This is a genomic window from Rhodopseudomonas palustris, assembly GCF_007005445.1.
GTDB classification, from domain to species: domain Bacteria; phylum Pseudomonadota; class Alphaproteobacteria; order Rhizobiales; family Xanthobacteraceae; genus Rhodopseudomonas; species Rhodopseudomonas palustris_G.
In genome coordinates, this window is sequence record NZ_CP041387.1 from 2,221,758 (window position 1) to 2,245,316 (window position 23,559).

The 23,559-nt window shown below is 65.6% G+C and carries 19 protein-coding genes and 1 tRNA gene; 5 read left to right on the forward strand and 15 right to left on the reverse strand.

From position 1 onward, the window contains the following. Nucleotides 1-85 precede the first annotated feature (85 nt). The 6 genes from lon to FLL57_RS10175 form a co-directional block, all read right to left on the reverse strand. Entirely contained in the window at nucleotides 86-2,518 is a 2,433-nt protein-coding gene (lon, locus tag FLL57_RS10150) for an endopeptidase La (RefSeq protein ID WP_013502197.1), read from the reverse strand. A 318-nt stretch (nucleotides 2,519-2,836) separates the two neighbouring features. After that, on the reverse strand, nucleotides 2,837-4,111 hold the full coding sequence (gene clpX / locus FLL57_RS10155) for an ATP-dependent Clp protease ATP-binding subunit ClpX (RefSeq protein WP_013502196.1): 1,275 nt from the start codon (nucleotides 4,109-4,111) through the stop codon (nucleotides 2,837-2,839). Nucleotides 4,112-4,497: 386 nt separating this feature from the next. Beyond that, entirely contained in the window at nucleotides 4,498-5,136 is a 639-nt protein-coding gene (locus FLL57_RS10160) for an ATP-dependent Clp protease proteolytic subunit (protein WP_013502195.1), read from the reverse strand. A gap of 397 nt (nucleotides 5,137-5,533) precedes the next feature. Further along, nucleotides 5,534-5,917: a hypothetical protein gene (locus FLL57_RS10165; RefSeq protein ID WP_142882819.1), complete on the reverse strand. Its 384-nt coding sequence runs from the start codon at nucleotides 5,915-5,917 to the stop codon at nucleotides 5,534-5,536. 155 nt (nucleotides 5,918-6,072) lie between these two features. After that, nucleotides 6,073-7,431, reverse strand: coding sequence for a trigger factor (gene tig / locus FLL57_RS10170; protein ID WP_142882820.1), 1,359 nt, complete (start codon nucleotides 7,429-7,431; stop codon nucleotides 6,073-6,075). A 147-nt stretch (nucleotides 7,432-7,578) separates the two neighbouring features. After that, a tRNA-Leu gene (locus FLL57_RS10175) sits at nucleotides 7,579-7,663 on the reverse strand. Nucleotides 7,664-7,812: 149 nt separating this feature from the next. Here FLL57_RS10175 and FLL57_RS10180 point away from each other — a divergent pair. Further along, the gene (locus FLL57_RS10180) at nucleotides 7,813-9,138 is read left to right on the forward strand and encodes a multicopper oxidase family protein (RefSeq protein WP_142882821.1); all 1,326 of its coding nucleotides are present in this window, start codon (nucleotides 7,813-7,815) and stop codon (nucleotides 9,136-9,138) included. A 43-nt stretch (nucleotides 9,139-9,181) separates the two neighbouring features. Here FLL57_RS10180 and FLL57_RS10185 read toward each other — a convergent pair whose 3' ends face one another. Then, nucleotides 9,182-10,681 carry an NAD(P)H-hydrate dehydratase gene (locus FLL57_RS10185; RefSeq protein ID WP_142882822.1) on the reverse strand — a complete coding sequence of 500 codons (1,500 nt, stop codon included), beginning with the start codon at nucleotides 10,679-10,681 and terminating at the stop codon, nucleotides 9,182-9,184. Between the two features lie 403 nt (nucleotides 10,682-11,084). On the opposite strand from FLL57_RS10185, the gene FLL57_RS10190 reads away from it, so the two are divergent. From FLL57_RS10190 to FLL57_RS10205, 4 genes are all read left to right on the forward strand, one after another. Further along, nucleotides 11,085-11,423: a P-II family nitrogen regulator gene (locus FLL57_RS10190; protein ID WP_011158515.1), complete on the forward strand. Its 339-nt coding sequence runs from the start codon at nucleotides 11,085-11,087 to the stop codon at nucleotides 11,421-11,423. Between the two features lie 87 nt (nucleotides 11,424-11,510). Beyond that, the gene (gene glnA / locus FLL57_RS10195) at nucleotides 11,511-12,920 is read left to right on the forward strand and encodes a type I glutamate--ammonia ligase (protein ID WP_047308866.1); all 1,410 of its coding nucleotides are present in this window, start codon (nucleotides 11,511-11,513) and stop codon (nucleotides 12,918-12,920) included. A 163-nt stretch (nucleotides 12,921-13,083) separates the two neighbouring features. Then, nucleotides 13,084-13,827: a CerR family C-terminal domain-containing protein gene (locus FLL57_RS10200; protein WP_142882823.1), complete on the forward strand. Its 744-nt coding sequence runs from the start codon at nucleotides 13,084-13,086 to the stop codon at nucleotides 13,825-13,827. An 18-nt stretch (nucleotides 13,828-13,845) separates the two neighbouring features. Then, nucleotides 13,846-14,457: a hypothetical protein gene (locus FLL57_RS10205; RefSeq protein WP_142882824.1), complete on the forward strand. Its 612-nt coding sequence runs from the start codon at nucleotides 13,846-13,848 to the stop codon at nucleotides 14,455-14,457. A gap of 100 nt (nucleotides 14,458-14,557) precedes the next feature. Here the strand turns inward: FLL57_RS10205 and FLL57_RS10210 are convergent, their stop codons facing one another. The 8 genes from FLL57_RS10210 to FLL57_RS10245 all read right to left on the reverse strand — a co-directional run bounded on the left by FLL57_RS10210 (nucleotide 14,558) and on the right by FLL57_RS10245 (nucleotide 23,299). After that, a complete protein-coding gene (locus FLL57_RS10210; protein ID WP_235677249.1) occupies nucleotides 14,558-15,520 on the reverse strand; it encodes an IS110 family transposase in 963 nt (320 codons plus the stop codon). A 296-nt stretch (nucleotides 15,521-15,816) separates the two neighbouring features. Then, nucleotides 15,817-17,100: an adenosylmethionine--8-amino-7-oxononanoate transaminase gene (locus tag FLL57_RS10215; RefSeq protein ID WP_142882826.1), complete on the reverse strand. Its 1,284-nt coding sequence runs from the start codon at nucleotides 17,098-17,100 to the stop codon at nucleotides 15,817-15,819. Further along, a complete protein-coding gene (gene bioD / locus FLL57_RS10220; protein WP_142882827.1) occupies nucleotides 17,097-17,735 on the reverse strand; it encodes a dethiobiotin synthase in 639 nt (212 codons plus the stop codon). The genes FLL57_RS10215 and bioD overlap by 4 nt, the downstream gene beginning before the upstream one ends. Then, nucleotides 17,732-18,862, reverse strand: coding sequence for an 8-amino-7-oxononanoate synthase (locus FLL57_RS10225; protein ID WP_142882828.1), 1,131 nt, complete (start codon nucleotides 18,860-18,862; stop codon nucleotides 17,732-17,734). The genes bioD and FLL57_RS10225 overlap by 4 nt, the downstream gene beginning before the upstream one ends. A gap of 146 nt (nucleotides 18,863-19,008) precedes the next feature. Continuing rightward, nucleotides 19,009-19,587: a hypothetical protein gene (locus FLL57_RS10230; protein WP_142884196.1), complete on the reverse strand. Its 579-nt coding sequence runs from the start codon at nucleotides 19,585-19,587 to the stop codon at nucleotides 19,009-19,011. Nucleotides 19,588-19,676: 89 nt separating this feature from the next. After that, complete coding sequence (locus FLL57_RS10235; protein WP_142882829.1) at nucleotides 19,677-21,107, reverse strand: amidase; 1,431 nt, start codon at nucleotides 21,105-21,107, stop codon at nucleotides 19,677-19,679. A 196-nt stretch (nucleotides 21,108-21,303) separates the two neighbouring features. After that, nucleotides 21,304-22,293: a hydroxyacid dehydrogenase gene (locus FLL57_RS10240; RefSeq protein ID WP_142882830.1), complete on the reverse strand. Its 990-nt coding sequence runs from the start codon at nucleotides 22,291-22,293 to the stop codon at nucleotides 21,304-21,306. A gap of 106 nt (nucleotides 22,294-22,399) precedes the next feature. Continuing rightward, nucleotides 22,400-23,299, reverse strand: a complete 900-nt coding sequence (locus tag FLL57_RS10245) for a DMT family transporter (RefSeq protein ID WP_142882831.1) — start codon at nucleotides 23,297-23,299, stop codon at nucleotides 22,400-22,402. Nucleotides 23,300-23,559 lie beyond the last annotated feature (260 nt).

Below are 23,559 nucleotides of genomic sequence, written 5' to 3' on the forward strand. Positions count from 1 at the left end.
CCGTCCCTTACCCGCCGAGGCACTCCCAGAACCAAAACGGCGCCCTTTCGGGCGCCGTTGATTTCGGTGTGAGGCTGTCGCCGCCTTAGTGCGCGGTCAGACCGCCGCCGGCTTCGTCGGCTTCCGCGCTGTCCGGGGTGCCGGGCAGCTTGGTGTCCTCTTCCCAGACGATCGGCACCGGCGCGCGGGTCAGCGCGTTGGCGATCACCTCGTCCATCCGGGCGACCGGGATGATGTTCAGACCACCCTTGATGGCGTCCGGAATCTCGGTGAGGTCCTTGGCATTGTCTTCAGGGATCAGCACCGTCTTGATGCCGCCTCTAGCCGCGGCGAGCAGCTTCTCCTTGAGGCCGCCGATCGGCAGTACCCGGCCGCGCAGCGTGATTTCGCCGGTCATGGCGATGTCGCGGCGGATCGGAATCCCGGTCAGCACCGACACGATCGTGGTGGCCATCGCCACGCCGGCCGACGGGCCGTCCTTCGGGGTCGCCCCCTCCGGCACGTGGACGTGGATGTCACGCTTCTCGAAGAACGGCGGCTCGATCCCGAAGGTGATCGCGCGGCTGCGGACGTAGGACGCCGCCGCCTGGATCGACTCCTTCATGACGTCGCGCAGGTTGCCGGTGACCGTCATCCGGCCCTTGCCCGGCATCATCACGCTTTCGATCGTCAGCAGCTCGCCGCCGACATCGGTCCACGCCAGCCCCGTCACCACGCCGACCTGATCGTCCTTCTCGATCTCGCCGAACCGGAACTTCGGCACGCCGAGATACTCTTCGATCAGCTTCTCGTTGATGTGCACCGACTTCTTCTTCGACAGCATCAGCTCCTTCACGACCTTGCGGGCCAGTGTGGAGATTTCGCGCTCGAGATTGCGCACGCCCGCTTCACGGGTGTACCGCCGGATCACCAGCAGCAACGCGTCGTCGTCGATCGACCATTCCTTGGAGTCGAGGCCGTGCTTGGTCAGCGCCTGCGGGATCAGGTGCTTGCGCGCGATCTCGACCTTCTCGGTCTCGGTGTAGCCGGCGATCCGGATGATCTCCATACGATCCATCAGCGGCCCCGGGATGTTCAGGGTGTTCGCCGTGGTGATGAACATCACGTTGGACAGATCGTAGTCCACCTCGAGATAGTGGTCGTTGAAGGTGCCGTTCTGTTCGGGATCGAGCACCTCGAGCAGCGCCGAGGACGGATCGCCGCGGAAGTCGGCGCCCATCTTGTCGATCTCGTCGAGCAGGAACAGCGGATTCGACGTCTTCGCCTTGCGCATCGACTGGATGATCTTGCCGGGCATCGAGCCGATATAGGTACGGCGGTGACCGCGGATCTCGGCTTCGTCACGCACGCCGCCGAGCGACACGCGAACGAATTCGCGCCCCGTCGCCTTCGCGATCGACTTGCCGAGCGAGGTCTTGCCGACGCCGGGCGGGCCGACCAGGCACAGGATCGGGCCAGACAGCTTGTTGGCGCGCGACTGCACCGCAAGATACTCGACGATCCGCTCCTTGACCTTCTCGAGCCCGTAGTGATCGGAATCGAGCACGGCCTGAGCCGCCCCGAGATCCTTCTTCACCTTGGACTTCTTGTTCCACGGGATCGACAGCAGCCAGTCGAGATAGTTGCGCACCACCGTCGCTTCCGCGGACATCGGCGACATCTGACGCAGCTTCTTCAGCTCGTGCTGCGCCTTCTCACGGGCTTCCTTGGTCAGCTTGGTCTTGGCGATCTTCTCTTCGAGTTCGGCGAGTTCGTCCCGGCCGTCTTCGTCGCCGAGCTCCTTCTGGATCGCCTTCATCTGCTCGTTGAGGTAGTACTCGCGCTGGGTCTTCTCCATCTGCCGCTTGACGCGGCTGCGGATGCGCTTCTCGACCTGCAGGACCGAGATCTCGCTTTCCATCAGGCCGAGCACCTTCTCCAGCCGCTGCGTCACCGACAGCGTCTCCAGGATGCCCTGGCGATCGGCGATCTTGACGGCGAGATGCGAGGCGACGGTGTCGGCGAGCTTGGCGAAGTCGGTGATCGACTGCACCACGCCGACCACTTCGGCCGAGATCTTCTTGTTGAGCTTCACGTAGCTCTCGAAGTCGGACACCACCGAGCGCGACAGCGCCTCGGCCTCGACCGAGTCGGCATCGCTGTCTTCGAGCGCGACGGCGCCCGCTTCGTAGTAGTCCGCCCGATCGGTGTACTTGTCGACCTTGGCGCGCGCGAGGCCCTCGACCAGCACCTTGACGGTGCCGTCGGGCAGCTTGAGCAATTGCAGCACGCTGGCCAGGGTGCCGATTTCGTAGATGGAGTCGGGTGCCGGATCGTCGTCGGACGCGTTCTTCTGCGTCGCCAGCATGATCAGCGCGTCGTTCTTCATCACCTCTTCGAGGGCGCGGATCGACTTCTCGCGGCCGACGAACAGCGGCACGATCATATGCGGGAACACGACGATGTCGCGCAGCGGCAGCACCGGATAGGAGTGGCTTTCGCCGTAGGTGATCGATGGCCTGGGTTTGGTGGCGGTCATGGCCCCGTTCCTTTCGTTTTGCCCCCTCGCCCTCGGCCCGCCATCGGCGCTGCCGTCACGAGGTGCGGAGGTCTCCGGCCTGCTGCTGCCGGGGAAGGCCTCGGCATCCGGAATGATTGAGACGAATCCTGAAAACGCTTGTCATCGCCGACCAATTAGGTGGCTATCCGGCGGTGGGGTGTCAAGTCGTGGAAAAGACAACGGTTTGTGCGGCTTTTGCGCAGCATCAAGATGCGCAGAAGCGAGCCGCGGCCAGCGGCGGCGGCCCGTTCTTATCGTTGCCGCGGCGGCCACAGGCCGCCGCATCGGCGCGGCGCGTCAGGCGCTGGCGCTGGTCTCGGCCGCACGGTCGGTGCGGTCGGCATAGATGTACAGCGGCCGGGCGGTGCCCTCGACCACTTCGCGCGAGATCACCACTTCCTCGACGCCTTCGAGCCCCGGCAGATCGAACATGGTTTCGAGCAGAATGCTCTCCAGGATCGATCGGAGGCCGCGGGCGCCGGTCTTGCGCTCGATCGCCTTGCGGGCCACCGCGCCCAGCGCCTCGTCGGCGAAGGTGAGCTCGATGTTCTCCATCTCGAACAGCCGCTGATACTGCTTGACCAGCGCGTTCTTCGGGTCGGTCAGGATCTTCTTGAGCGAGGTCTCGTCCAGATCCTCCAGCGTCGCCACCACCGGCAGACGGCCGACGAATTCCGGGATCAGGCCGTACTTGAGCAGATCCTCGGGCTCGACGTGACGGAAGATCTCGCCAGTGCGGCGATCCTCCGGCGCCAGCACCTGGGCGGCAAAGCCGATCGAGGTCGAACGGCCGCGGCCCGAGATGATCTTTTCGAGGCCCGCGAAGGCGCCACCGCAGATGAACAGGATGTTGGTGGTGTCGACCTGCAGGAACTCCTGCTGCGGGTGCTTGCGGCCGCCCTGCGGCGGCACGGAGGCCACGGTGCCTTCCATGATCTTCAGCAGCGCCTGCTGGACGCCCTCGCCCGACACGTCGCGGGTGATCGAGGGATTGTCCGACTTGCGGCTGATCTTGTCGATTTCGTCGATATAGACGATGCCGCGCTGGGCGCGCTCGACGTTGTAGTCCGCCGCCTGCAGCAGCTTCAGGATGATGTTCTCGACGTCCTCGCCGACATAGCCGGCTTCGGTCAGCGTCGTCGCATCCGCCATCGTGAACGGCACGTCGAGGATCCGCGCCAGCGTCTGCGCCAGCAGGGTCTTGCCCGAGCCGGTCGGACCGATCAGCAGGATGTTCGACTTCGCCAGCTCGACGTCGTTGTGCTTGGTCTGGTGGTTCAGCCGCTTGTAGTGGTTGTGCACCGCGACCGACAGAACCTTCTTCGCATGGCCCTGACCGATCACATAGTCGTCGAGAACCTTGCAGATTTCCTTCGGCGTCGGGATGCCGTCACGCGACTTCACCAGCGAGGACTTGTTCTCCTCGCGAATGATGTCCATGCACAGTTCCACACACTCATCGCAGATGAATACCGTGGGGCCGGCGATCAGCTTGCGGACCTCGTGCTGGCTCTTTCCGCAGAACGAGCAGTACAGGGTGTTCTTGGAGTCGCTCGTACCGACCTTACTCATTTCTATCTCCGTCCGCCGTTCGGTCTCTTCCGGTCATCGTCTGATCCGGGCAGGCCCGGCAGCCGAGTAAATGGGAGCAAAATCCGTACCAGAAAAGACCCCCGCATCAGTCCGGCCGCACAAACCGCGACCGAGTTCGAATCCCCCAAGCACTTTCGTCGATCAGGATCAGCCAATCAGACTGTCACCCGTCTATCAAGAATTCGCTAATCGGCCGGGCGCCGGCCGACGTGACAATAGCGTGATTTGCTGCGTCTGCGCGACCCTTGGTCGCTGAAATCAACGCAGCGTTGCGCCATTGTCACGCGGGATTCAGGCACGAAAGCGGAACATTGGGGCTTTCCTGTGAGAAACACGAGGCCGGCCTGCCGGCCCCGATTCTCGGCTCAGGCAGCCTTCGGAGCCGGCGACGGGTCTTCGGGACGCTTGTCGATCACCTTGTCGACAATCCCGAATTCCCGCGCCATCTCGGCGGTGAGGAACTTGTCGCGTTCCAGCGCATCCTCGATCGCCTTGTAGGTCTGACCGGTGTGATGCACGTAGATCTCGTTCAGCCGCTTCTTCAGGTTCAGGATTTCCTGGGCGTGCAGCATGATGTCGGTCGCCTGCCCCTGGAAGCCGCCGGACGGCTGGTGCACCATGATCCGCGCGTTCGGCAGCGAGAACCGCATGTCCTTGTGGCCGGCGGCGAGCAGCAGCGAACCCATCGAGGCGGCCTGACCGGTGCACAGCGTCGACACCGGCGGGCGGATGAACTGCATGGTGTCGTAGATCGCCAGACCCGACGTCACCACCCCGCCCGGCGAGTTGATGTACATCGAGATTTCCTTCTTCGGATTTTCCGCTTCGAGGAAAAGAAGCTGCGCGACGATCAGCGTCGACATGCCGTCTTCGACCGGGCCGGTGACGAAGATGATCCGCTCTTTCAGGAGGCGCGAGAAGATGTCGTAGGCTCGTTCGCCGCGGTTGGTCTGCTCGACCACCATCGGCACGAGGTTCATGTAGGTTTCCACCGGATCGCGCATAAATCACCTGAGGGTTGTCGAGGGCGACAGCTCGCGGGAGCGACAAAAACGGCTCCGCCGCAGGCGTTCGCCCCGTGATGCAGGACGTGAAGCGAGGTCACAGATATGAGCCGATTGCGCGGCGACAAGGGTGGGCCCCGTTTCCACCCGTGAGTTGATACCGATTCGGCCAATCCCGGCAAAACCGACGAACGGCTTTTCTCCGCCGATGCCACGGCTTTCACGCCGCATCGTTAACGGTGCCTGAGGATGCAAAACGGCCGCCGTGACGGTGTAAGCTGGGATGCAAAGGGGCGCGCTCGGGTGGCAGGTTCAAAAGCCCGATCGACACGCGACGCCGGACAAACGGTCTTTCTTCTGCCATTCTCAACCATCGGGGCGCTCCGCCCAAGGATAGCTAGACGAGTTTCCAGGCCCGCTCGATGCGATTGATTTCATCGGCGATGAGGCGCTTCGCTTTTCCCGGATCGCCCCCAATTTCAATTGCGATCACGCCTGGTCTCGGATCGAACTTCTTACGGATATCAGGCTGCAAATATGGCCGCAGGGAAAGGTAGGAGCTTGTGGTCGTGAAGCCTCGGCCGGACTCACTAACTACATCGAAACCTGGATTCCAATTGTCGATTAACTCGCGACGCCAATCGTCGATCAGGCGTTGGCGCCGAGCTAGTCGTTGGCGCTGTCTTTCGATCCCCCAATTTGCCCATGGCGCGAGAATCGATGCAGCGCCACCAATAGCTGCAGGCGCAACAAATTGAAAAATAAAATCTAATATATTCAATGCATACCTTCATCGGCAGGATCAGACTTCCATCTTAGGTTGCAAGATATTTGTCCGCTGTTCAGTGGGCAAGCGTATTGAGAGGCCGCTCAATGCAAAACGGCCGCCGTGACGGTGTCACGGCGGCCGCAGCGATGATTTTCAGACGATGCGGATCAGGCCGCGGTCTTGTCGTCCTCGTCCTTGTACAGCTCCTCGCGGGTGACCGGCTTCTCGGTCACGTTGGCGAGCTCCAGGATGAAATCGACCACCTTGTCTTCGTAGATCGGGGCGCGGAGCTGGGCGACGGCTTCCGGATTGGAGCGGTAGTAGTCCCAGACCTCCTTCTCGCGGCCCGGCATCTGCCGGGCGCGCTCGATCACCGCACGGCTGACTTCGTCGTCGGTGACCTGGATCTTGTTCTTCTCGCCGATCTCCGACAGCACCAGGCCGAGACGGACGCGGCGGTCGGCGATCTTGCGATACTCTTCCTTGGCGGCGTCTTCGGTGGTGTTCTCGTCGGCGAAGGTCTTGCCGGTCGACTGCATCTCGGCGTTGATCGAGCGCCACATCACCTCGAACTCCTGCTCGATCAGCGACGGCGGAGCATCGAACTTGTGGGCTTCGTCGAGCCGGTCGAGCAACTGGCGCTTGACCTTGAGCCGCGACGCGCCGGCGTATTCGGCGGCGAGCCGGGCCTTGGCGGCTTCCTTCAGCTTGTCGAGCGATTCCATGCCGAGCGTCTTGGCGAACTCGTCGTCGATCGTGGTCTCCTGCGGAGCCTCGAGCTTGGTCGCGGTGGTCTCGAACTCGGCCGGCTTTCCGGCCAGGGTGTCGCTGGCGTAGTTGGTCGGGAACGTCACCTTGATGGTGCGGGTCTCGCCCACCGCGATGCCGACAAGCTGATCCTCAAAGCCCGGAATGAAGCTGGCCGAGCCGATCACCACCGGAATGTCCTCGCCGGTGCCGCCGTCGAACGCGACGCCGTCGATGGTGCCCTTGAACGACACGGTGACGCGGTCGCCGGTCTCGGCCTTGGCGCCCTCGGCCTTGTCGGCGTAGGAGCGATTGGCCTCGGCGATCCGCTTGATCGCGTCATCGACGTCGGATTCGGCCACCTCGACCACCGGCTTCTCGACCGAGAAGCTCTTGAAGTCGGCCAGTTCGATCGCCGGGACCACCTCGATCGCCACCGTGTAGGTGAGATCGGACTTGCCCTCGAGGATGTCCTCGATCTCCTTCTGGTCCTGCGGCATGGTGATCTTCGGCTCGGTGGCGAGCCGGAAGCCGCGCTCCGAAAAGATGCCATCGTTGGTGTCGCGGACCAGCTTGTCGATGGTCTCGGCGGCGACCGAACGGCCGTACACGCGCTTCAGATGAGCGGTCGGCACCTTGCCCGGACGAAATCCGTTGAGGCGCACCTTGTCCTTCAGATCGGCGAGCCGTTCGCCGACCTTGGCGTCGATGTCCGCAGCCGGGACACTGACCTGGAATTCGCGCTTCAATCCGTCGGCAACGGTTTCCTTGACCTGCATGGTGTCGATCTTCTTCTCTTGGCTCCGGCCGAAGGACCGGAAATGGTCGAACTGCGATGCGGCCTCACAGCCTGCATCATCGGGTTGGCGGACATCCGTCCTGGCGGACGGCCCTCCGGAAAATCGTCATGAGCAAAAGCACTTGCGTGGTGCGGGCGGAGGGACTCGAACCCCCACAACTTTCGTCACTGGAACCTAAATCCAGCGCGTCTACCAATTCCGCCACGCCCGCGAAGAGCATCATGTCCGGCCGCGATGCCGCGGGCGGCGGCTTATAGCATGACATATAGGGCCCGCATCAAGAGAAACCCGCAGCTTTTACCAACCGCGGCTGGCCGTCGCAGGCTAGACAGCGTCCGGCGAACATGGTCCGCATCGCGCATGATCGATCAGCCGCCTGCCCTGTCCCGCCGCACCCTGCTCGCCGGCTTCGGCGCCGCAACGATCGCTCCTGCGCTTCCGATTCGCGGCGCAGTGGCCGCGCCGTCGCGCAAAGCGTTGCTGCTCCGCGCCGCCATGGATACAGCCGAGCTGAAGCCCGGCGCGGCCGCAGTGAACCGGCCGACTTTGAGCCTCGACGCGCCGGCGTTGACCCGCGGTGACGAGGTCGCGGTGCAGTTCGAGAACCAGCTCGACCAGCCTGCGCTGTTGACGCTGCGCGGCCTCGACGGCGCCTCGGCCGCCGAGCCGCTGGTCAAAACCCGGCCGGTGGCCCCCGGTGGCAGTGACCGCTTTCTGCTGCCGCTGCGTTCCGCCGGCACCCTGCTGGCCGACCTACGCCTGACCGCCGACGCCGCCCCCGCGCCGATGCCGGCGCTGCCGCTGATCGTGCGGGAATCCGAACCGCCACAAGCCGATGGCGATCAGGTGGTGCTGATCGAGGATTTTCGGCTCGGCGAGGACGGCAGGCTACGACCGTCCGGCATCGATGTCGGCGCCACGCCGTGGCTGTACACGGTCAACGGCAAGCCCTCCGCAGAGTTCGCGCTGCGCGCCAATGGCCGTTTTAGATTCCGCTTCATTAATGCCTGCCAACGCAATGTGATTGCACTCAGAATCGAGGATCACAACGTCTGGGTGATGGCCCTGGACAGCCAACCGGCGGAGCCGTTCCTGGCGCGCGGTGGCGCGCTGGTGATCGCGCCGGGCGGGCGGGTCGACGTCCTGATCGACGCCGCAAGGCCGCCCGGGTCGCGCACTGCGATCACGCTGCATGACGGCGGCAAGCCGGTCCCGCTCGCCCGACTGGTCTATGTCGACGAGCCGCCGCTGCGCCCCGCACCGCTGCCGCAGCCTGCGCCGTTCCCAGCCAATGGCCTGCCCGCGCAACTGCCGCTCGGCGGCGCGCTGCGCACCGCGCTGCTGCTCGGCGCGCTGGTCAATGCGCAGCTCGACTGGTTCGCACCGGACAAGTTCAATCCCGCCGCCGGCCCGGCGTTTCAGGTCAAGCGCGGCCGCACCGTGGTGCTGGCGTTGACCAACCAGGCCACCATGCCGATGGTGTTTCACCTGCACGGCCATCATTTCAGACTGCTCGACCGGCTCGACGACGGCTGGAAGCCGTTCTGGCTCGATACCCTGGCGATCGACGCCGGCCAGACCCAGCGCATCGCGTTTGCGGCCGAACACCCTGGACTGTGGCTGATCGAGGCCTATGCGGCGAAATGGTCGGAGCCGCGGCTGGTCCGGAGTTATCTCGTGAGTTGAACCAACGGCTCCAGCCCTCTGCAGAACCTGGACTCTTGCCGCCTCAGTACTCGATGCCGAGCGCGTCGTAGAGCCGCCGGTGCACCGCCGGCAGCGTCTCGGTCAGATCCTCGGCGATCAGCCCGGGGCCGGCCTCGCAGGCGGCCTCGCCGTGCATCCACACTCCGATGCAGGCCGCCTCGAACGCCGCGACGCGCTGCGCCAATAGGCCGGAAATGATACCGGTCAGGACGTCGCCCGAGCCCGCAGTCGCCAGCCAGGGCGGCGCATTGCAGGCGATCGCGGCGCGGCCGTCCGGCGCGGCCACCACCGTGTCGGCGCCCTTGAGCAACACCACGGCGCCCGAACGCTGCGCCGCGACGCGCACCCGCTCAAGTTTCGAACGAAGTGGATTTTTATTGCTCATATCACTGAACAGACGAGGAAATTCGCCCTCGTGCGGGGTCAGGACAACCTGTGGATGAGTTGTGGATTTGATGGCTTCGAACAACTCCTCCGGACGCCCGGCAAAGCTGGTCAGCGCGTCGGCGTCGAGCACTGCCGCCGCGCCGGCCGCCAGCGCCGCCAGCACCTTGCCGCGGGTCTCGTCGCCGATTCCTGCACCCGGCCCGATGCCGATGGCATTGAAGCGGCGATCCGCCAGCATCGTGGCGAGTTCGTCCGGCGTATCGACCGGCCGCACCATCACCGCAGTCAGAGCCGCCGCATTCACGGCCAGCGCGTCGCGGGGCGATGCCACCGTCACAAGACCGGCGCCGGCGCGGAGCGCGCCACGCGCGGCCAGCCGCGCCGCCCCGGTCTGCGACAGCTCGCCCGACACCACCACCGCGTGACCGCGACCGTATTTATGACCGTCGGCGCGCGGCACCGGAAAGTCCGGCAGCCACAGATCGGGATCGTTTTCGAACGCCTGCGGCCGGATCTCGCCCAGCACCCCGGGCTCGATGCCGATATCGACCAGCCGGACCTGACCGCAGTGCAGCCGGCCCGGCAGCAGCAGGTGACCGATCTTGCGGCGGAAGAAGGTGACGGTCTCGCGCGCCCGGATCGCCGCGCCCATCACGGCGCCGGTGGCGCCGTTGATGCCGCTCGGCAGGTCGACCGCCAGCACCGGCACGCCGCTGTGGTTGACCGCCTCGATGATCTCCAGCGCCTGATCCTTCACCGGCCGGTTGAGACCGGAGCCGAACAGCGCGTCGATGATCAGCGCCGGTGCACCGATCGACTGGGTCAGGAACGGCAGCAGCGGCCCCTTCCACTCTCTTGCCGCCAGCGCCGCGTCGCCTTTCAGCGCGTCGCGCTCGCCAAGCAGCATCACGTGTACCGTGCGCCCCAATGCAACCAGCTCGGTCGCGGCGATCAGTCCGTCGCCGCCATTGTTGCCGGGACCGGCAATCACCAGGATCGGACCCTCGTCGGCGAGTTCGATCGCCGCCTGGGCGACGTGGCGGCCGGCATGCAGCATCAGCGCAAAGCCCGACGATCCGCCGGCGATCGTCAGCAGGTCGGCACGGTCCATTTCAGTGGGCGTCAGCAGTTCCATGCCCATTTCCCAGTACACACGCCTGTGGCGAAGGCAGCGCTTCTCGCGCCGCTCGCCATCTGCACAAGAGGCAAGCCAATTGCTCAAAACTTAATCACACAACGTGCATCGCGCCTTCCAGCAAACAGCCATACGCCCGATTAATATCCTGATAAAGCACTACAATCAGCCGCCCCGACAAGTTGGCACGGACCCTGCTTTTACGGAAGCCAGTTTCGATCCCTCGCGCTCGCCTCTCGGGAGGCGGGGTCTGCGCGACCGTCTCTGAGTTCCGAGCCTGGCGGAGCTTGGGGGCGGTGTTGCTCACCCAGTCGGCCGCGGTGTTATCGATCAACTGCGCAGCGTCGCGCAATCTGGCATACAGATGCCGACTCACGACGTGGGAAGTCCGGGGAGAGTGTAAGTGAAGAAGATCGAAGCCATCATCAAGCCGTTCAAGCTCGACGAGGTCAAGGAAGCGCTGCAGGAAGTCGGATTGCAGGGGATCACCGTCACCGAGGCCAAGGGCTTCGGGCGGCAGAAGGGCCACGCCGAGTTGTATCGCGGCGCGGAATACATCGTCGACTTCCTGCCCAAGGTGAAAATCGAGATCGTGATCGCCGACGACCTGGTCGAGAAAGCGATCGACGCCATCCGGCGCGCCGCCCAGACCGGCCGCATCGGCGACGGCAAGATTTTCGTCTCCAACATCGAAGAAGCCATCCGCATCAGGACGGGCGAATCCGGACTGGACGCCATCTAAGCGCCCGGCCTATCACCTCGCCTGATCGCATCACCTGGCGGCCTCTCCGGCCGCCATTTCACGACGACCCGAAGCAAAGGGGCACTCATGACGACCGCTAAAGAAGTCCTGAAATCCATCAAGGACAACGACGTGAAATACGTCGATCTGCGTTTCACCGATCCGCGCGGCAAGTGGCAGCACGTCACCTTCGACGTGTCGATGATCGACGAGGACATCTTCTCCGAAGGCACCATGTTCGACGGCTCCTCGATCGCCGGCTGGAAGGCGATCAACGAGTCCGACATGACGCTGATGCCCGATCCGTCGACCGCGACGATCGATCCGTTCTTCGCAGAGACCACCATGGTGATCACCTGCGACATTCTCGAGCCGTCGACCGGCGAGCCCTACAACCGCGACCCGCGCGGCATCGCCAAGAAGGCGGAAGCCCAGGTCAAGGCGCTCGGCATCGGCGACACCGTGTTCGTCGGTCCGGAAGCCGAATTCTTCGTGTTCGACGACGTGCGCTATTCGGCGAACCCGTACAACACCGGCTTCAAGCTGGACTCCTCGGAACTGCCGACCAACTCGGACACCGAGTACGAGGGCGGCAACCTCGGCCACCGCATCCGCACCAAGGCCGGTTACTTCCCGGTGCCGCCGCAGGATTCCGTGCAGGACATGCGCTCGGAAATGCTCGGCGCGATGGCCAAGATGGGCGTCAAGGTCGAGAAGCATCACCATGAAGTCGCTTCGGCCCAGCACGAGCTCGGCATGAAGTTCGACACCCTGACCCACATGGCCGACCAGATGCAGATCTACAAGTACTGCATCCATCAGGTCGCCCACATCTACGGCAAGACCGCGACCTTCATGCCGAAGCCGGTGTACGGCGACAACGGCTCGGGCATGCACGTGCACCAGTCGATCTGGAAGGACGGCAAGCCGACCTTCGCCGGCAACAAGTACGCCGACCTGTCGGAAACCTGCCTCCACTACATCGGCGGCATCATCAAGCACGCCAAGGCGATCAACGCCTTCACCAACCCGTCGACCAACTCCTACAAGCGTCTGGTCCCGGGCTATGAAGCGCCGGTGCTGCTGGCCTATTCGGCCCGCAACCGCTCGGCCTCGTGCCGCATCCCCTACACCACCTCGCCGAAGGCCAAGCGCGTCGAAGTCCGCTTCCCGGACCCGATGGCCAACCCGTATCTCGCCTTCGCGGCGATGCTGATGGCCGGCCTCGACGGCATCAAGAACAAGATCGATCCGGGTCCGGCGATGGACAAGGATCTGTACGACCTGCCGAAGGAAGAGCTGAAGCAGATCCCGACCGTTTGCGGCAGCCTGCGTGAAGCGCTCGAGAACCTCGACAAGGATCGCGCCTTCCTCAAGGCCGGCGGCGTGTTCGACGACGACTTCATCGACGCCTTCATCGAGCTGAAGATGACCGAAGTCGCGCGGTTCGAAATGACCCCGCACCCGGTCGAATTCGAGATGTACTACTCGTACTAAGCGCTTCGGCGATACGACCTAAGGAAAGGCGCTCCCTCGCGGGGCGCCTTTTTCTTTGCCCGTCGACACCCGCGCCCCGGTCCGCAGGTCGCCGCCCCGGTTGATCCAGCTCAAAGCCTCATTCATTCGAATGAATTAATCGGATGAGCATGAGGCGACCGCAATGAAGTCCAACGGATACGCAGCACCGCTCCGCATCACGCCGCTGTACGGCGGCCACAGCCGCGACACCCGCGCCCGAATGATCGAGGCGGCGATCGAGGTGTTCGGCTCGGTCGGCTACGACGGCGCCACCACCCGCCAGCTCGCCGAGCGGGCAAAAGTCAATCAGGCGGCGATCCCCTATCATTTCGGCGGCAAGCGCGAATTGTATCTCGCCGCCGCGCAGGCGATCGCCGACTACATGCGATCCCGGATCGAGCCGCTGATCGATCAGCTCCGCACCGCCGCCGCCGACCCGGTCCGCCATATCGATGCGGTGGTGATGCGCTTTTTTCAGTTCATCGCTGGCGACGAGGAGCCGGAAGCCTGGACGGTGTTTTTCGTCCGGTGCGAGCGCGACGCCGACGATGCTTTCAGGATCATCTATTATCAATCGGTCGCACGGTTTCAGGCCGCGCTGATCGCCGAAGTGGCCGCCGCCACCGGGCGTTCGCCGGACGACGAGGACCTGAAAGTCCGGGTCGCGATCGTGCTCGGCGCGATCTCCAACTTCCGCACCCTGCGCAACGTCATGCTGAGTTCACTCGGCTGGGACACATTCGACGCCGCGCGCAAGCGGACCGTGGAGATGGCGGTGCGGCGGCTGGCGCTGGCCGAACTGCTCGGTATCGGCGCCGATGATCCGTCCATCGCCCATCCCCCGCTCGGCTCCGCATCCGGAGTTCACCCCTCACCCACGGCCTGACTGCAAAAGGAGGCTGCCATGACCAAGCCTGATCTCACGCAAGCCTATCTCGAATGGACCAAGCAGAAGCTCGACGAGTCCGCAGCGACCATCGCCAAGATCGAGGAAGCCGCCACCAAGCTCGGCGACGCCTCGAGCGCCAAGGCGCAGGAAGCGCTCGCCCAGTTCCGCACCGCGCGTGACGCCTTCCAGGCGCAGGTGACCGCGCTGCAAGCCGATCTCGGCGCCTCCAAGCAGGTGACCGACGCCGCGCTGGCGTCCGTCTCAGCACAATGGAACGAGGTCGAGCTGGCGTTCCAGAAATTCCTCGGCACCGCCGGCGATCAGGCCGGGCTGGTCAAGGATGCGCTCGCCGCCCGCGCCGAAGCACAGCGGCAGTCGTTCCTGTCGTCATTGGAGACGATCCAGAGCGGTGCCGCCGCGGCGCTCGAGCAGGGCCGCAAGGAAATGGAATCCTCGCTGCGGCGCTGGACCGAAGAGACCGAAAAGACGCTCGGCCCCAAGCTGACGCAATTGTCGGCCGCCGGCGACGAGACCTGGACCGCGGTGAAGGCCGGTCTCGACGAGACCGCCGCGGTCTACGAGAAGACCTGGGCCCGGATCTCGCAGGCGTTCACCACGAAAAAGTAACAGCAAACAGTCTGCTCTCCCCCCCCTCGCCTCGAATGCTTCATCGATCAGCTGAAGCGATAGCGCCAACGAAGCACGGGCTCCTCATCCTGAGCAACCATTAGATCGCGGCTGGTTTAGCGATCCAAGGGGTGCCGCGGGCGACGACGGTGTTGAGGAAGATGATCAGCTTTCGGGCGCAGGCGACCAGGGCAACTTTGTGGGGTTTTCCCTGGCCGGTCAGCCGCCGGTAGTGCGCCATGAGTTGCTGATTCCACTTGAAGGCGGCCGGCAGGGAGGCTGCATAGAGGCTGGTCCTGAGCCGTTCGCGGCCGAAAGCGATGTGGCGTTGGCCGGTTCGACTCCCGCTGTCGTCGTCATAGGGAGCGAGGCCAGCCAGTGCCGCGGCCTGTTCACGGCTGACGTTGCCGATCTCGGGCATCCGGATCAGTACGGCCACTGCGGTACGCAGGCCGACGCCATCGACGCTTGTGAGCAATTCGAGCCGTGCTGCGAGGTCGGAGTGCTTGCGGATGTCAGCGACCAGCTGTTTGAGCTCGGTGCGGATGCAAGCTTTGAGGCGAGCAATCTCGTCCCGCCAGAACTCCAGACCATGCGGGTCGCGGCAGGCCTCGCATCGGGTTTTGAGCCGGGCGACGTCTTCGGTGAGTTGTTCGATCATCGTCAATCGGCTGGCCAGGACTGCAAACCGCGGATCCGGCGGCGGTCGAACTTCGGCAACCGCGGCCGTACAGGTCGCGATCAGGGCGGCGTCGATCCTGTCGTTTTTGGCGCGTTGCAGCTTGAAGGTCGCGTAGGCGCGGACCTGGATCGGCTGCAGACAAACGACAACGAAGCCGGCGCGGCGCAGCGCCGCCATCACCGGCAGTTCGTAGCCTCCGCTCGCCTCCATCCCGACCCGCTTGACGCGGTGCCGGCGCAGCCAGGCGGCCAAGGCGATGTAGCCGTCGGGCGAGTTGCCGACTTCCAGGCTCTCGTTGCGGCCTTCGATCGCCGCGTCGAGCTTGAATTTGCCGATGTCGATGCCGGCGCAGACCATGCTAAGCTTGGCCATCTTCGTCATCCCCTCCTTGTGATGCGAACCCTCGGTTCCTTCAACCATCCGGGCCTGATGAAGAGCCGATCGCGATCTTGCTCAGGAACAGCCCACAAGGCTGGAAGCCCAACGATCCGACGACCGGCGCCCCGTCCCGGATGGCCGTCCGGGACGGGGCATTCCCCGAAAGGAACGATGAAGGATAGCAGGTCGCGCTAATACAAGGAGCCCGGCGGAGCCGGGCGTCTCGAAGGATGAAGGCACCGCACGGGCTCGCGGCACATGGTTCGAGACGGCGCTTCGCGCCTCCTCACCATGAGGTCTTAGAGCGAGCTTACGTCGCAGCTACGCGCCAGTACCTCGGGCGCCGCAGCAATCGCCTGATACACCGTCTCGATCTCCGCCGCCGTGCTGCAATAGGGCGGCATCAGATAGATCGTGTTGCCGAGCGGACGGACCAACAGGCCGCGGGCGATGAAGTAGGCGTATAGCCGCGGGCCGACGTCCGCGAGATAGCCGCTGTCGCCGACCTGCAGATCGACTGCCGCGATGGTGCCGATCTGGCGGACGTTGGTGAAGCGCGGATCGTCGCGGAAACGATCGAGCGCGCGGGCGTGACCAGCGGCGAGATCATCGATCCGCTGCCGCACCGGCTCGCTCCCCCACACCTGAAGATTAGCCAGCGCTGCGGCGCAGGCGATCGGATTGGCGGTGTAGGAGCTGGAGTGAAAGAACGTCTTGCGCCGGTCGGTCGAAAAGTGCGCATCGAAGATCTCGCGCCGGCACATCGTCACTGCGAGCGGCACCGAGCCGCCGGTCAGTCCCTTGGAGTAGCAGGCGATGTCGGGGACGACGTTCGCCTGTTCGCACGCGAACAGCGTGCCGGTGCGACCCCAGCCGGTCATCACCTCGTCGGCGATCAGCAGCACGCCGTGCGCCTTGCAGATCCGCGCCATCTCGGCCAGCACCCAGGGCGGATAGATCAGCATGCCGCCCGCGCCCAGCACCAGCGGCTCGACGATCAGCGCCGCCACCGCCTCGGTGCGGCACGCCCGCTCCAGCGCGTCCAGCGTCGCCTGCTCGGCGCCGGCGCGCGGGAACGGCAGCCGGCTGACGTCGAACAGCAGCGGATCGTAGGGCGCGTTGAACACGCCGCGCTCGCCCACCGACATGCCGCCGATGGTGTCGCCGTGATACGCGCCTTCGAGCGCCAGGATGCGCCGCCGGCTCTCGCCGGAATGCAGCCAATAGCCGAGCGCCATCTTCAGCCCGACCTCGACCGAGGTCGAGCCGCTGTCGGAGAAGAACACGTGCGCCAGTTCGGCCGGCGTGATCTCGACCAGGCGCTGCGCCAGTTGTTCGGCCGGCGGATGGGTGAAGCCGGCGAAGATGATCTGATCGAGCTGATCCGCCTGCTGCTTGATCGCGGCGATGATCGCCGGATGGCGGTGGCCGTGTGTCACGACCCACCACGAGCTGATCGCATCGAAGATCCGCCGGCCGTCGTCGGCTTGAAGCCAGGCGCCTTCGCTGTGCACGATGTTTGGAGTGTCGCCCTGCACCGCATGCTGGGTGAACGGATGCCAGACCGGCGAGGCGTGGCTCATGGTGCGTCTCCAAGAAAATCGCGTGGATCGAACGCCGCCGCGAACGCATCGCGCAGCGAGGCCGCCTCGAGCGAGGCCAGCCACGGCAATCGGCCGAGCCGGCGGGTATGGCCGAGCTCGATGATGATCTGCTCGGAGTCGGCGTTTTCATCGCCGAGGAAAGCGACGCCGAGCAGCGGAATGTCGCGCGCCCGGATCGCCTCGATCGACAGCAGCGTGTGATTGATCGTGCCGAGCGAGGTGCGGGCACACAGCACCAGCGGCGCTCCCCAGCGTGCGAACACGTCGATGTAAGTCACCTCGCGCGTCAGCGGCACCATCAATCCGCCGGCGCCTTCGACCACCAGCGGACGCGGCACGTCCGGCAGGTCGAGTGCGGCGACGTCGATCCCGACCCCGTCGATCGCCGCGGCGAGATGCGGCGACGCCGGCGTCTTCAGCCGATAGCGCTCCGGCAGGATGCGATCGGCGGGAAGTCCCGACAGGCGCTGCACCGCGCGGGAGTCGGTCTCGTCTTCCAGGCCGGACTGCACCGGCTTCCAATAGGTCGCGTCGAGCGCCCCGGCGAGCGCGGCGGCGAACACCGTCTTGCCGACGCCGGTGTCGGTTCCGGTGACGATGATCCGTGCGCTCATGCCGCGGCCCTCATGTCCTCGGCGAGCGCCGCGAACAGTGAGGCAATCACCTCCTCCGACAGATTGGCGCTGAGCGCGATGCGCAGCCGCGCGGTGCCTTCGGGCACGGTCGGCGGCCGGATCGCGCGGACGTCGAAGCCGCGCCGCTGCAGCGAAGCGGCGAGCGCCACCGCGGTGCGGTTGGCGCCGACGATGATCGGCAGGATGTGCGAGCCGGACGAGGTGATGCCGCAGCGCTGCTTCAGTTCGCGATCCGCGAACGCGACCAGCGATGCGAGCCGCTCCCGCCGCTCCGGCCGGGTGCGGCTGATGTCGAGCGCCGCCCGCGTTACCGCAGCGATCAGCGGCGACGGCGCGGTGGCGAAGATGAACGGCCGTGCCCGGTTGACCAGGAAGTCGCGGACAATCTTGGGGCCGAGCACGAAGCCGCCCATGGTGCCGAGCGCCTTGCCGCAGGTGTGCAGCGTGATGACGTTGGGTCGCCCCTCGAATGCGGCGGCCAGTCCCCGCCCCTCCGGTCCGACCACGCCGGTGGCGTGCGCCTCGTCGATCACCAGCACGGCGTCGTGTCGATCCGCGACCGCGACCAGTTCGTCGAGTCGGGGGCTGTCGCCGTCCATGCTGTACACGCTTTCGATCGCGATCCAGGCGCGCCCGCGGCCACCGCCGGCACGCCACTGCCGCAGCCGCGTATCGAACGCCTCGACATCGCTGTGCGGCACGCTCTCACATGTCGCGCGACCGCGGCGCATGCCTTCGTGCACGCTGGCGTGGATCAGTTCGTCGTACAGCACGAGGTCGCCGCGCTGCGGCAGCGTCGCGAAGATCGCGTGATTGGCACTAAAGCCGCCGCCGAGATACAGCGCGCTTTCCGCGCCGAAGTAATCGGCCGCTTCCGCTTCGAGCGCTTCGTGCTCGTCGTGATTACCTCGCAGCAGCCGCGAGCCGCCGGCTCCGATCGGCACGCCGCGCGCGATGGCGTCGGCGGCGGCCTGGCGCAGTTCGTCCGACTCGGCGAGACCGAGATAGTCATTGGACGTAAAGTCGACGCCGGCGCGCGGCTGGAGCTTGCGTCGCCGCCCGGCGTCCCCGAGTGAACGCAGATCGGCTTCAAGGCTCTGATACATTGATGATCGTCCCGGAGGTGCAGCCGATCGCCAGACGGAATATCGACGATCAGACCTCCTGCCGTCGCAGGTGTTGAAGTTCGAAGGCGCACGACCGCGACGCGACGACGGTTCGCGCCGCTGCGGTCGGTCAGCGCAAGCCTTGCTTAGCGCTCGGCGTCGGTCTCGTCACCGTCTTCTTCATAGCCGCGCTCGGATGGCCCCATCACGATCTCGTTGCGCAACGCTTCGAACCGGCGACGCGTCTCGGCGTCGCGAGCCTCGATCAAGCCGATCGCCTCGCGGCGCGACAGCGGGCCGGTGGTGATCGGATGGACGCTGGCGCCGATGGTCTCGTCGACGAAATAGCCGCGCTCGTCCCGCCGCATCCGCCACTTGAACCGGAGGGCATCCAGCGGACCCGGCCCTTCGCGGGTGTAGCGCTCGAGATCGTCGTCACCGTCGTCGTCGCCCGCGGAGACGACCTGCTCGGGCTCGTTTGCCGGATTGACTGCCGGTTCGTCCGCCGGCTCGGCATCGGACTCCTGCTCGGCCCAATCCGCATCGGGGGTCGCTTCGGACTCAACAGGCTCGTCGTGACGCGTGTCGGCATCGGACGGCGGCTGGACGGAGGACGATCCCTCCTCCGGCACCGCTTCGTCTCGCGCCTCCGCCTTGGCGTCGGGCTTTTCGAAGATGCTCGCGATCGCCGCGAGCGCTTCATCGGTTGGGTCGTTGGCAGTCAATACAAGGCTCCCCCAGCTCCGACCCGAAGAACCTCTCCGGGCCGAGCACGTCAACGCCGACAATGGTCGCTGGTTTCTATTTTGTGTGGCTATGTCGAGGCGCAAACCGGCGGACGCCGATTTTTCCACGGGCGTTCGCGTTCGAGCTGCGCAGCGAGACGCAAGAGCGTCGCTTCATCGCCGAACCGGCCGGCGAACATCATGCCGATCGGCAACCCGCCCGCACTCCAGGCCAGCGGCACCGACATTGCCGGCTGCCCGGACATGTTGGCAAGGCTGGTCCCCGGAATATACCGGCGAAGCGTCGGGCTGATCCCTGACAGATCCCGCGCCATGGTGTCGATCTCGCCGATCCGGAGCGGCAACGCGCACAGCGTCGGCGACAGAAACACGTCGACGCTCGCGAAGAACTCCGCCAGCGCCCGCGAGATCTGAAACGCGATCAGCTCGGCGGCGCAGTAATCGACGCCATTCGCCTTGCGCGCATTGGCGGCGGACGCCAGCGTCAGCACTTCGAAGTCGCGTTCGGTCATCGGCCGGCCGAAGGTCTGCTCGGCGAGCCGCACCGCAAGACCGGTGTTGCAGGCGACGATGGTGGCGATCACCTCCGCCGGATCAGCCGGCAGCACCGGCGCGCGCTCCTCGACATGATGGCCGAGGCCTTCGAGCAGCTTGGCCGTATCACGCACCGCTGCGGCGATTTCGGGATCGATCGGATCACCATAGGTCGAGCGATCGCTGAACGCGATCCGCAACCGTCCCGGCTCGCGGCCGACTTCGTCCGCGAACGGCCGCTCCGGCGGCGGCGCGACGTAAGGGCTCGACGGCTCGGGGCCGTGCAATGCGTCCAGCATCGCGGCGCTGTCGCGCACGCTGATACTCACCACATGGCCGCAGGCGAAGCCGCCCCAGCCGGCGCCGCGGTCCGGCCCGATCGGATTGCGCGCCCGGGTCGGCTTCAGACCGAACACGCCGCAAGCCGAGGCCGGAATCCGGATCGAGCCGCCGCCGTCGCTGGCATGCGCCACCGGCAGGATCCGCGCGGCGACTGCCGCCGCAGCGCCGCCCGACGAGCCGCCGGAGGAGTGATCAATATTCCACGGATTGCGGGTCGGCCCGTGCAGCCGCGACTCGGTGGTCGGCATCAGACCGAGTTCCGGGCTGGCACTCTTGCCGAACACGGTGACGCCGGCATTCAGAAAGCGCTGCGCCAGCGTGCCGGTGTGCGGCGCGACGAAGTCCTTGTAGAGACTGGCGCCGAAGGTGGTGCGGGTGCCGGCGATCAGATCGAGATCCTTCAATAAAAACGGCACGCCCTTGAACGGGCCGTCCGGCAGACCGGCTTCGACCTGCTTGCGCGCGTAGTCGTCGTGGCGGACGACGACCGCATTCAGCCTGGGATCGACCGCCTCGGTGCGCGCAATCGCCTCGTCGAGCAATTCGGCCGCCGTGACCTGCTTGCTCCGCACCAGCTCGGCGAGGCCGACACCGTCGTAATCGCCGTACTCCTTGAACGCCATGATGGGCCTCTCCCCGAATCTTGTTTTGGTGATGATGCAATGATGTTTGAGGCGTCATTACGAGCGAAGCTAAGCAATCCAAAGCCTCAGTGCACGGAGCTGGATCGCTTCGTCGCGGAGCCTGTGCTCGGACGGCGCGAAGCGCCGACCCGGGTGCTCGCAATGACGCGCGTTGTGAGGCGCGCCGAGCGCCCAACTAACCGAGCACATCCTGATTGACCACGTTGGCGCGGATCGGGTCGCCGTCGAGGACGCTCAGCATGTTGCGGGCGGTCTGCTCGCCCATGCGGTCGAGCGCCTCGCGGGTGACGCCGGCAACGTGCGGCGCGATGATCACGTTGGGCAGATCGAACAGTCTGTGGCCGTGTGGCGGCGGCTCCTGCTCGAACACGTCTAACCCGGCGCCGGCGAGCTTGCCGGCGAGCAGAGCGTCGTACAGCGCCTGTTCGACCACGATGCCGCCGCGCGCGGTGTTGATCAGATACGCGGTCGGCTTCATCTTCGACAGCCGGTTCGCGTCGAACAGCCCGGTGGTCTCCGCGGTCTTCGGGCAATGCAGGCTGACGAAATCGGCCTCCGGCAGCGCCGCGTCGAGATCGGAAACCTGCTTGCAGCCGGCCGCTTCGATCGCCGCCGCGGGCACGTAGGGATCGTACACCTCGACGTTCATTTCCATCGCCAGGCAGCGCTTGGCGGTGCGGGTGCCGATCCGGCCGAAGCCGACGATCAGCACGGTCTTGCCGAACAGGTCGAACGGCAGCAGCCCGAGCCGCGTCGCCCAGGCGCCGGTCTTCACCAGCGCGTGCAGCTCGGCGCCGCGCTTGGCCAGCGTCAGCATCATGAACAGCGCCTGCTCGGCGACCGAGGGCGAGTTCGCCGTGCCCGCGGTCATCAGCGGCACCTTGCGCCTGCTCAGCGCCGGCACGTCGATCGCATCAAAGCCGACGCCGATCCGCGCCACCACGCGCATCTGCTGCGCCGCGTCGAGTTCGCGCTCGCCGAACCTTGTGGCGCCGAGCGCGACGCCGTGCACCGGCGCTTGGCTGCGCAGCAGCGCGTCGAAATCGTCGGCGGAGATCATGTTGGGAAATTCGATCATCTCGATGTCGCCGCGTTCGGCGATCAGCGCCCTGCCCCGCTGCGACAACGATTCCGTCACCAGCAGCTTCTTGATGTTGGACGTCATTTCCTGCCCCGGACTCTTGTTCGTTGGTCGCGCCGCTGATGATGCGGCGGCGACCTGTTTCTGTATCAGGCGGCGCGTCGCGCGGTCCACCGGCAATTGCCGCGGATCAGGACCGCGTCGCCAGCGCCACGCCGGCCAGCGTCATCACCAGCGCGGCGATCTGGCCGAGCCCGAGCGGCTCGCCCAACGCAACCGCCGAGGCGACGACACCGATCACCGGCGTCGCCATGGTGCCGATCGCCGCGACCGACGCCGGCAGCCGCTGCAGCGCGGCGAACCAGCAGACGTAAGCGATGCAGAACTGGATCACGACCAGATACACCAACCCGGCCCAGCCGAGCGGCGTCAGCACCGAGACGTGCGGGATCTCGAACGCCAGCCCGATCACCGCCACCGGAATGCAGCCGAGCCCGATCTGCCACGCCGCCGAGGTGGCGCCGGGCAGCGCGATCGGAAACCGCTTCAGGAAGATGGTGCCGAGCGCAAAGCCGAGCGCGCCGGTCAGCGCCAGCATGATACCGGGCAGCTTCGTCATGCTGGCGGCAAAGCCCGCCGCGCCCATCAGAGCGGCGATGCCGCCGAACGCCAGCGCCAGCGCCGCCACCCGCCGCAGCGTCAGCCGCTCGCCGAGCAGTGGCCAGGCCAGGAGCGCGGTCCACACCGGCATGGTGTAGGCGATCACCGCGGTCTCGCCGGCCGGCAGCCACAGCAGCGCCAGCCCCATCACCGCCATCCACAGCGTGACGTTGAAGAACGCCGAGACCACCAGTCGCAGCCGCTGACTGCGCGGTACCGCCAGGCTATCGCCCCGCAGCGCGGCGTAACCGAACAGCGCCAGCGACCCGGCGATGCCGGTCAGGCCGCGCAGCGGCAGCGGCGGCCATTGCGAGATCAGATATTTGGTGACCGGCCAGCTCAGGCCCCAAGCCACGGTGGTGACGGTCAGGAACACCAGGCCGCCGGACGCGAGGCGCCCGCGCGCAGGACTCGGAGATGGTTCGGACATGGGAAACCCGGCAGGAGGAGCGCGCACAATGCCGGTGTTGGGCTCCGGACGCCACCCGTAACCCGGCACCTTTCAGGGGTCTTTCGTGAGTCGGCATTGGCAAGCCCCCGCAGCGAAAAAATACCTGCCCTGTGAACAGCGGGTGCAGGTGCAATCGGCAGCATGTCGCCGACTTTTTCGACTTTGGAATCTCTGAGGACTCACCGATACTTGACCGGGTCAGGGCGAGCCGCGGCCCCTGTTTTCCACCCTAATCCACC

Coding starts and splice junctions, on each gene's coding strand:
- lon (WP_013502197.1), bottom strand. CDS start 2,518: ATGACCGCCACCAAACCCAGGCCATCGATCACCTACGGCGAAAGCCAC.
- clpX (WP_013502196.1), bottom strand. CDS start 4,111: ATGAGTAAGGTCGGTACGAGCGACTCCAAGAACACCCTGTACTGCTCG.
- FLL57_RS10160 (WP_013502195.1), bottom strand. CDS start 5,136: ATGCGCGATCCGGTGGAAACCTACATGAACCTCGTGCCGATGGTGGTC.
- tig (WP_142882820.1), bottom strand. CDS start 7,431: ATGCAGGTCAAGGAAACCGTTGCCGACGGATTGAAGCGCGAATTCCAG.
- FLL57_RS10180 (WP_142882821.1), top strand. CDS start 7,813: ATGATCGATCAGCCGCCTGCCCTGTCCCGCCGCACCCTGCTCGCCGGC.
- FLL57_RS10185 (WP_142882822.1), bottom strand. CDS start 10,681: ATGGAACTGCTGACGCCCACTGAAATGGACCGTGCCGACCTGCTGACG.
- glnA (WP_047308866.1), top strand. CDS start 11,511: ATGACGACCGCTAAAGAAGTCCTGAAATCCATCAAGGACAACGACGTG.
- FLL57_RS10200 (WP_142882823.1), top strand. CDS start 13,084: ATGAAGTCCAACGGATACGCAGCACCGCTCCGCATCACGCCGCTGTAC.
- FLL57_RS10205 (WP_142882824.1), top strand. CDS start 13,846: ATGACCAAGCCTGATCTCACGCAAGCCTATCTCGAATGGACCAAGCAG.
- FLL57_RS10210 (WP_235677249.1), bottom strand. CDS start 15,520: ATGACGAAGATGGCCAAGCTTAGCATGGTCTGCGCCGGCATCGACATC.
- FLL57_RS10215 (WP_142882826.1), bottom strand. CDS start 17,100: ATGAGCCACGCCTCGCCGGTCTGGCATCCGTTCACCCAGCATGCGGTG.
- bioD (WP_142882827.1), bottom strand. CDS start 17,735: ATGAGCGCACGGATCATCGTCACCGGAACCGACACCGGCGTCGGCAAG.
- FLL57_RS10225 (WP_142882828.1), bottom strand. CDS start 18,862: ATGTATCAGAGCCTTGAAGCCGATCTGCGTTCACTCGGGGACGCCGGG.
- FLL57_RS10235 (WP_142882829.1), bottom strand. CDS start 21,107: ATGGCGTTCAAGGAGTACGGCGATTACGACGGTGTCGGCCTCGCCGAG.
- FLL57_RS10240 (WP_142882830.1), bottom strand. CDS start 22,293: ATGACGTCCAACATCAAGAAGCTGCTGGTGACGGAATCGTTGTCGCAG.
- FLL57_RS10245 (WP_142882831.1), bottom strand. CDS start 23,299: ATGTCCGAACCATCTCCGAGTCCTGCGCGCGGGCGCCTCGCGTCCGGC.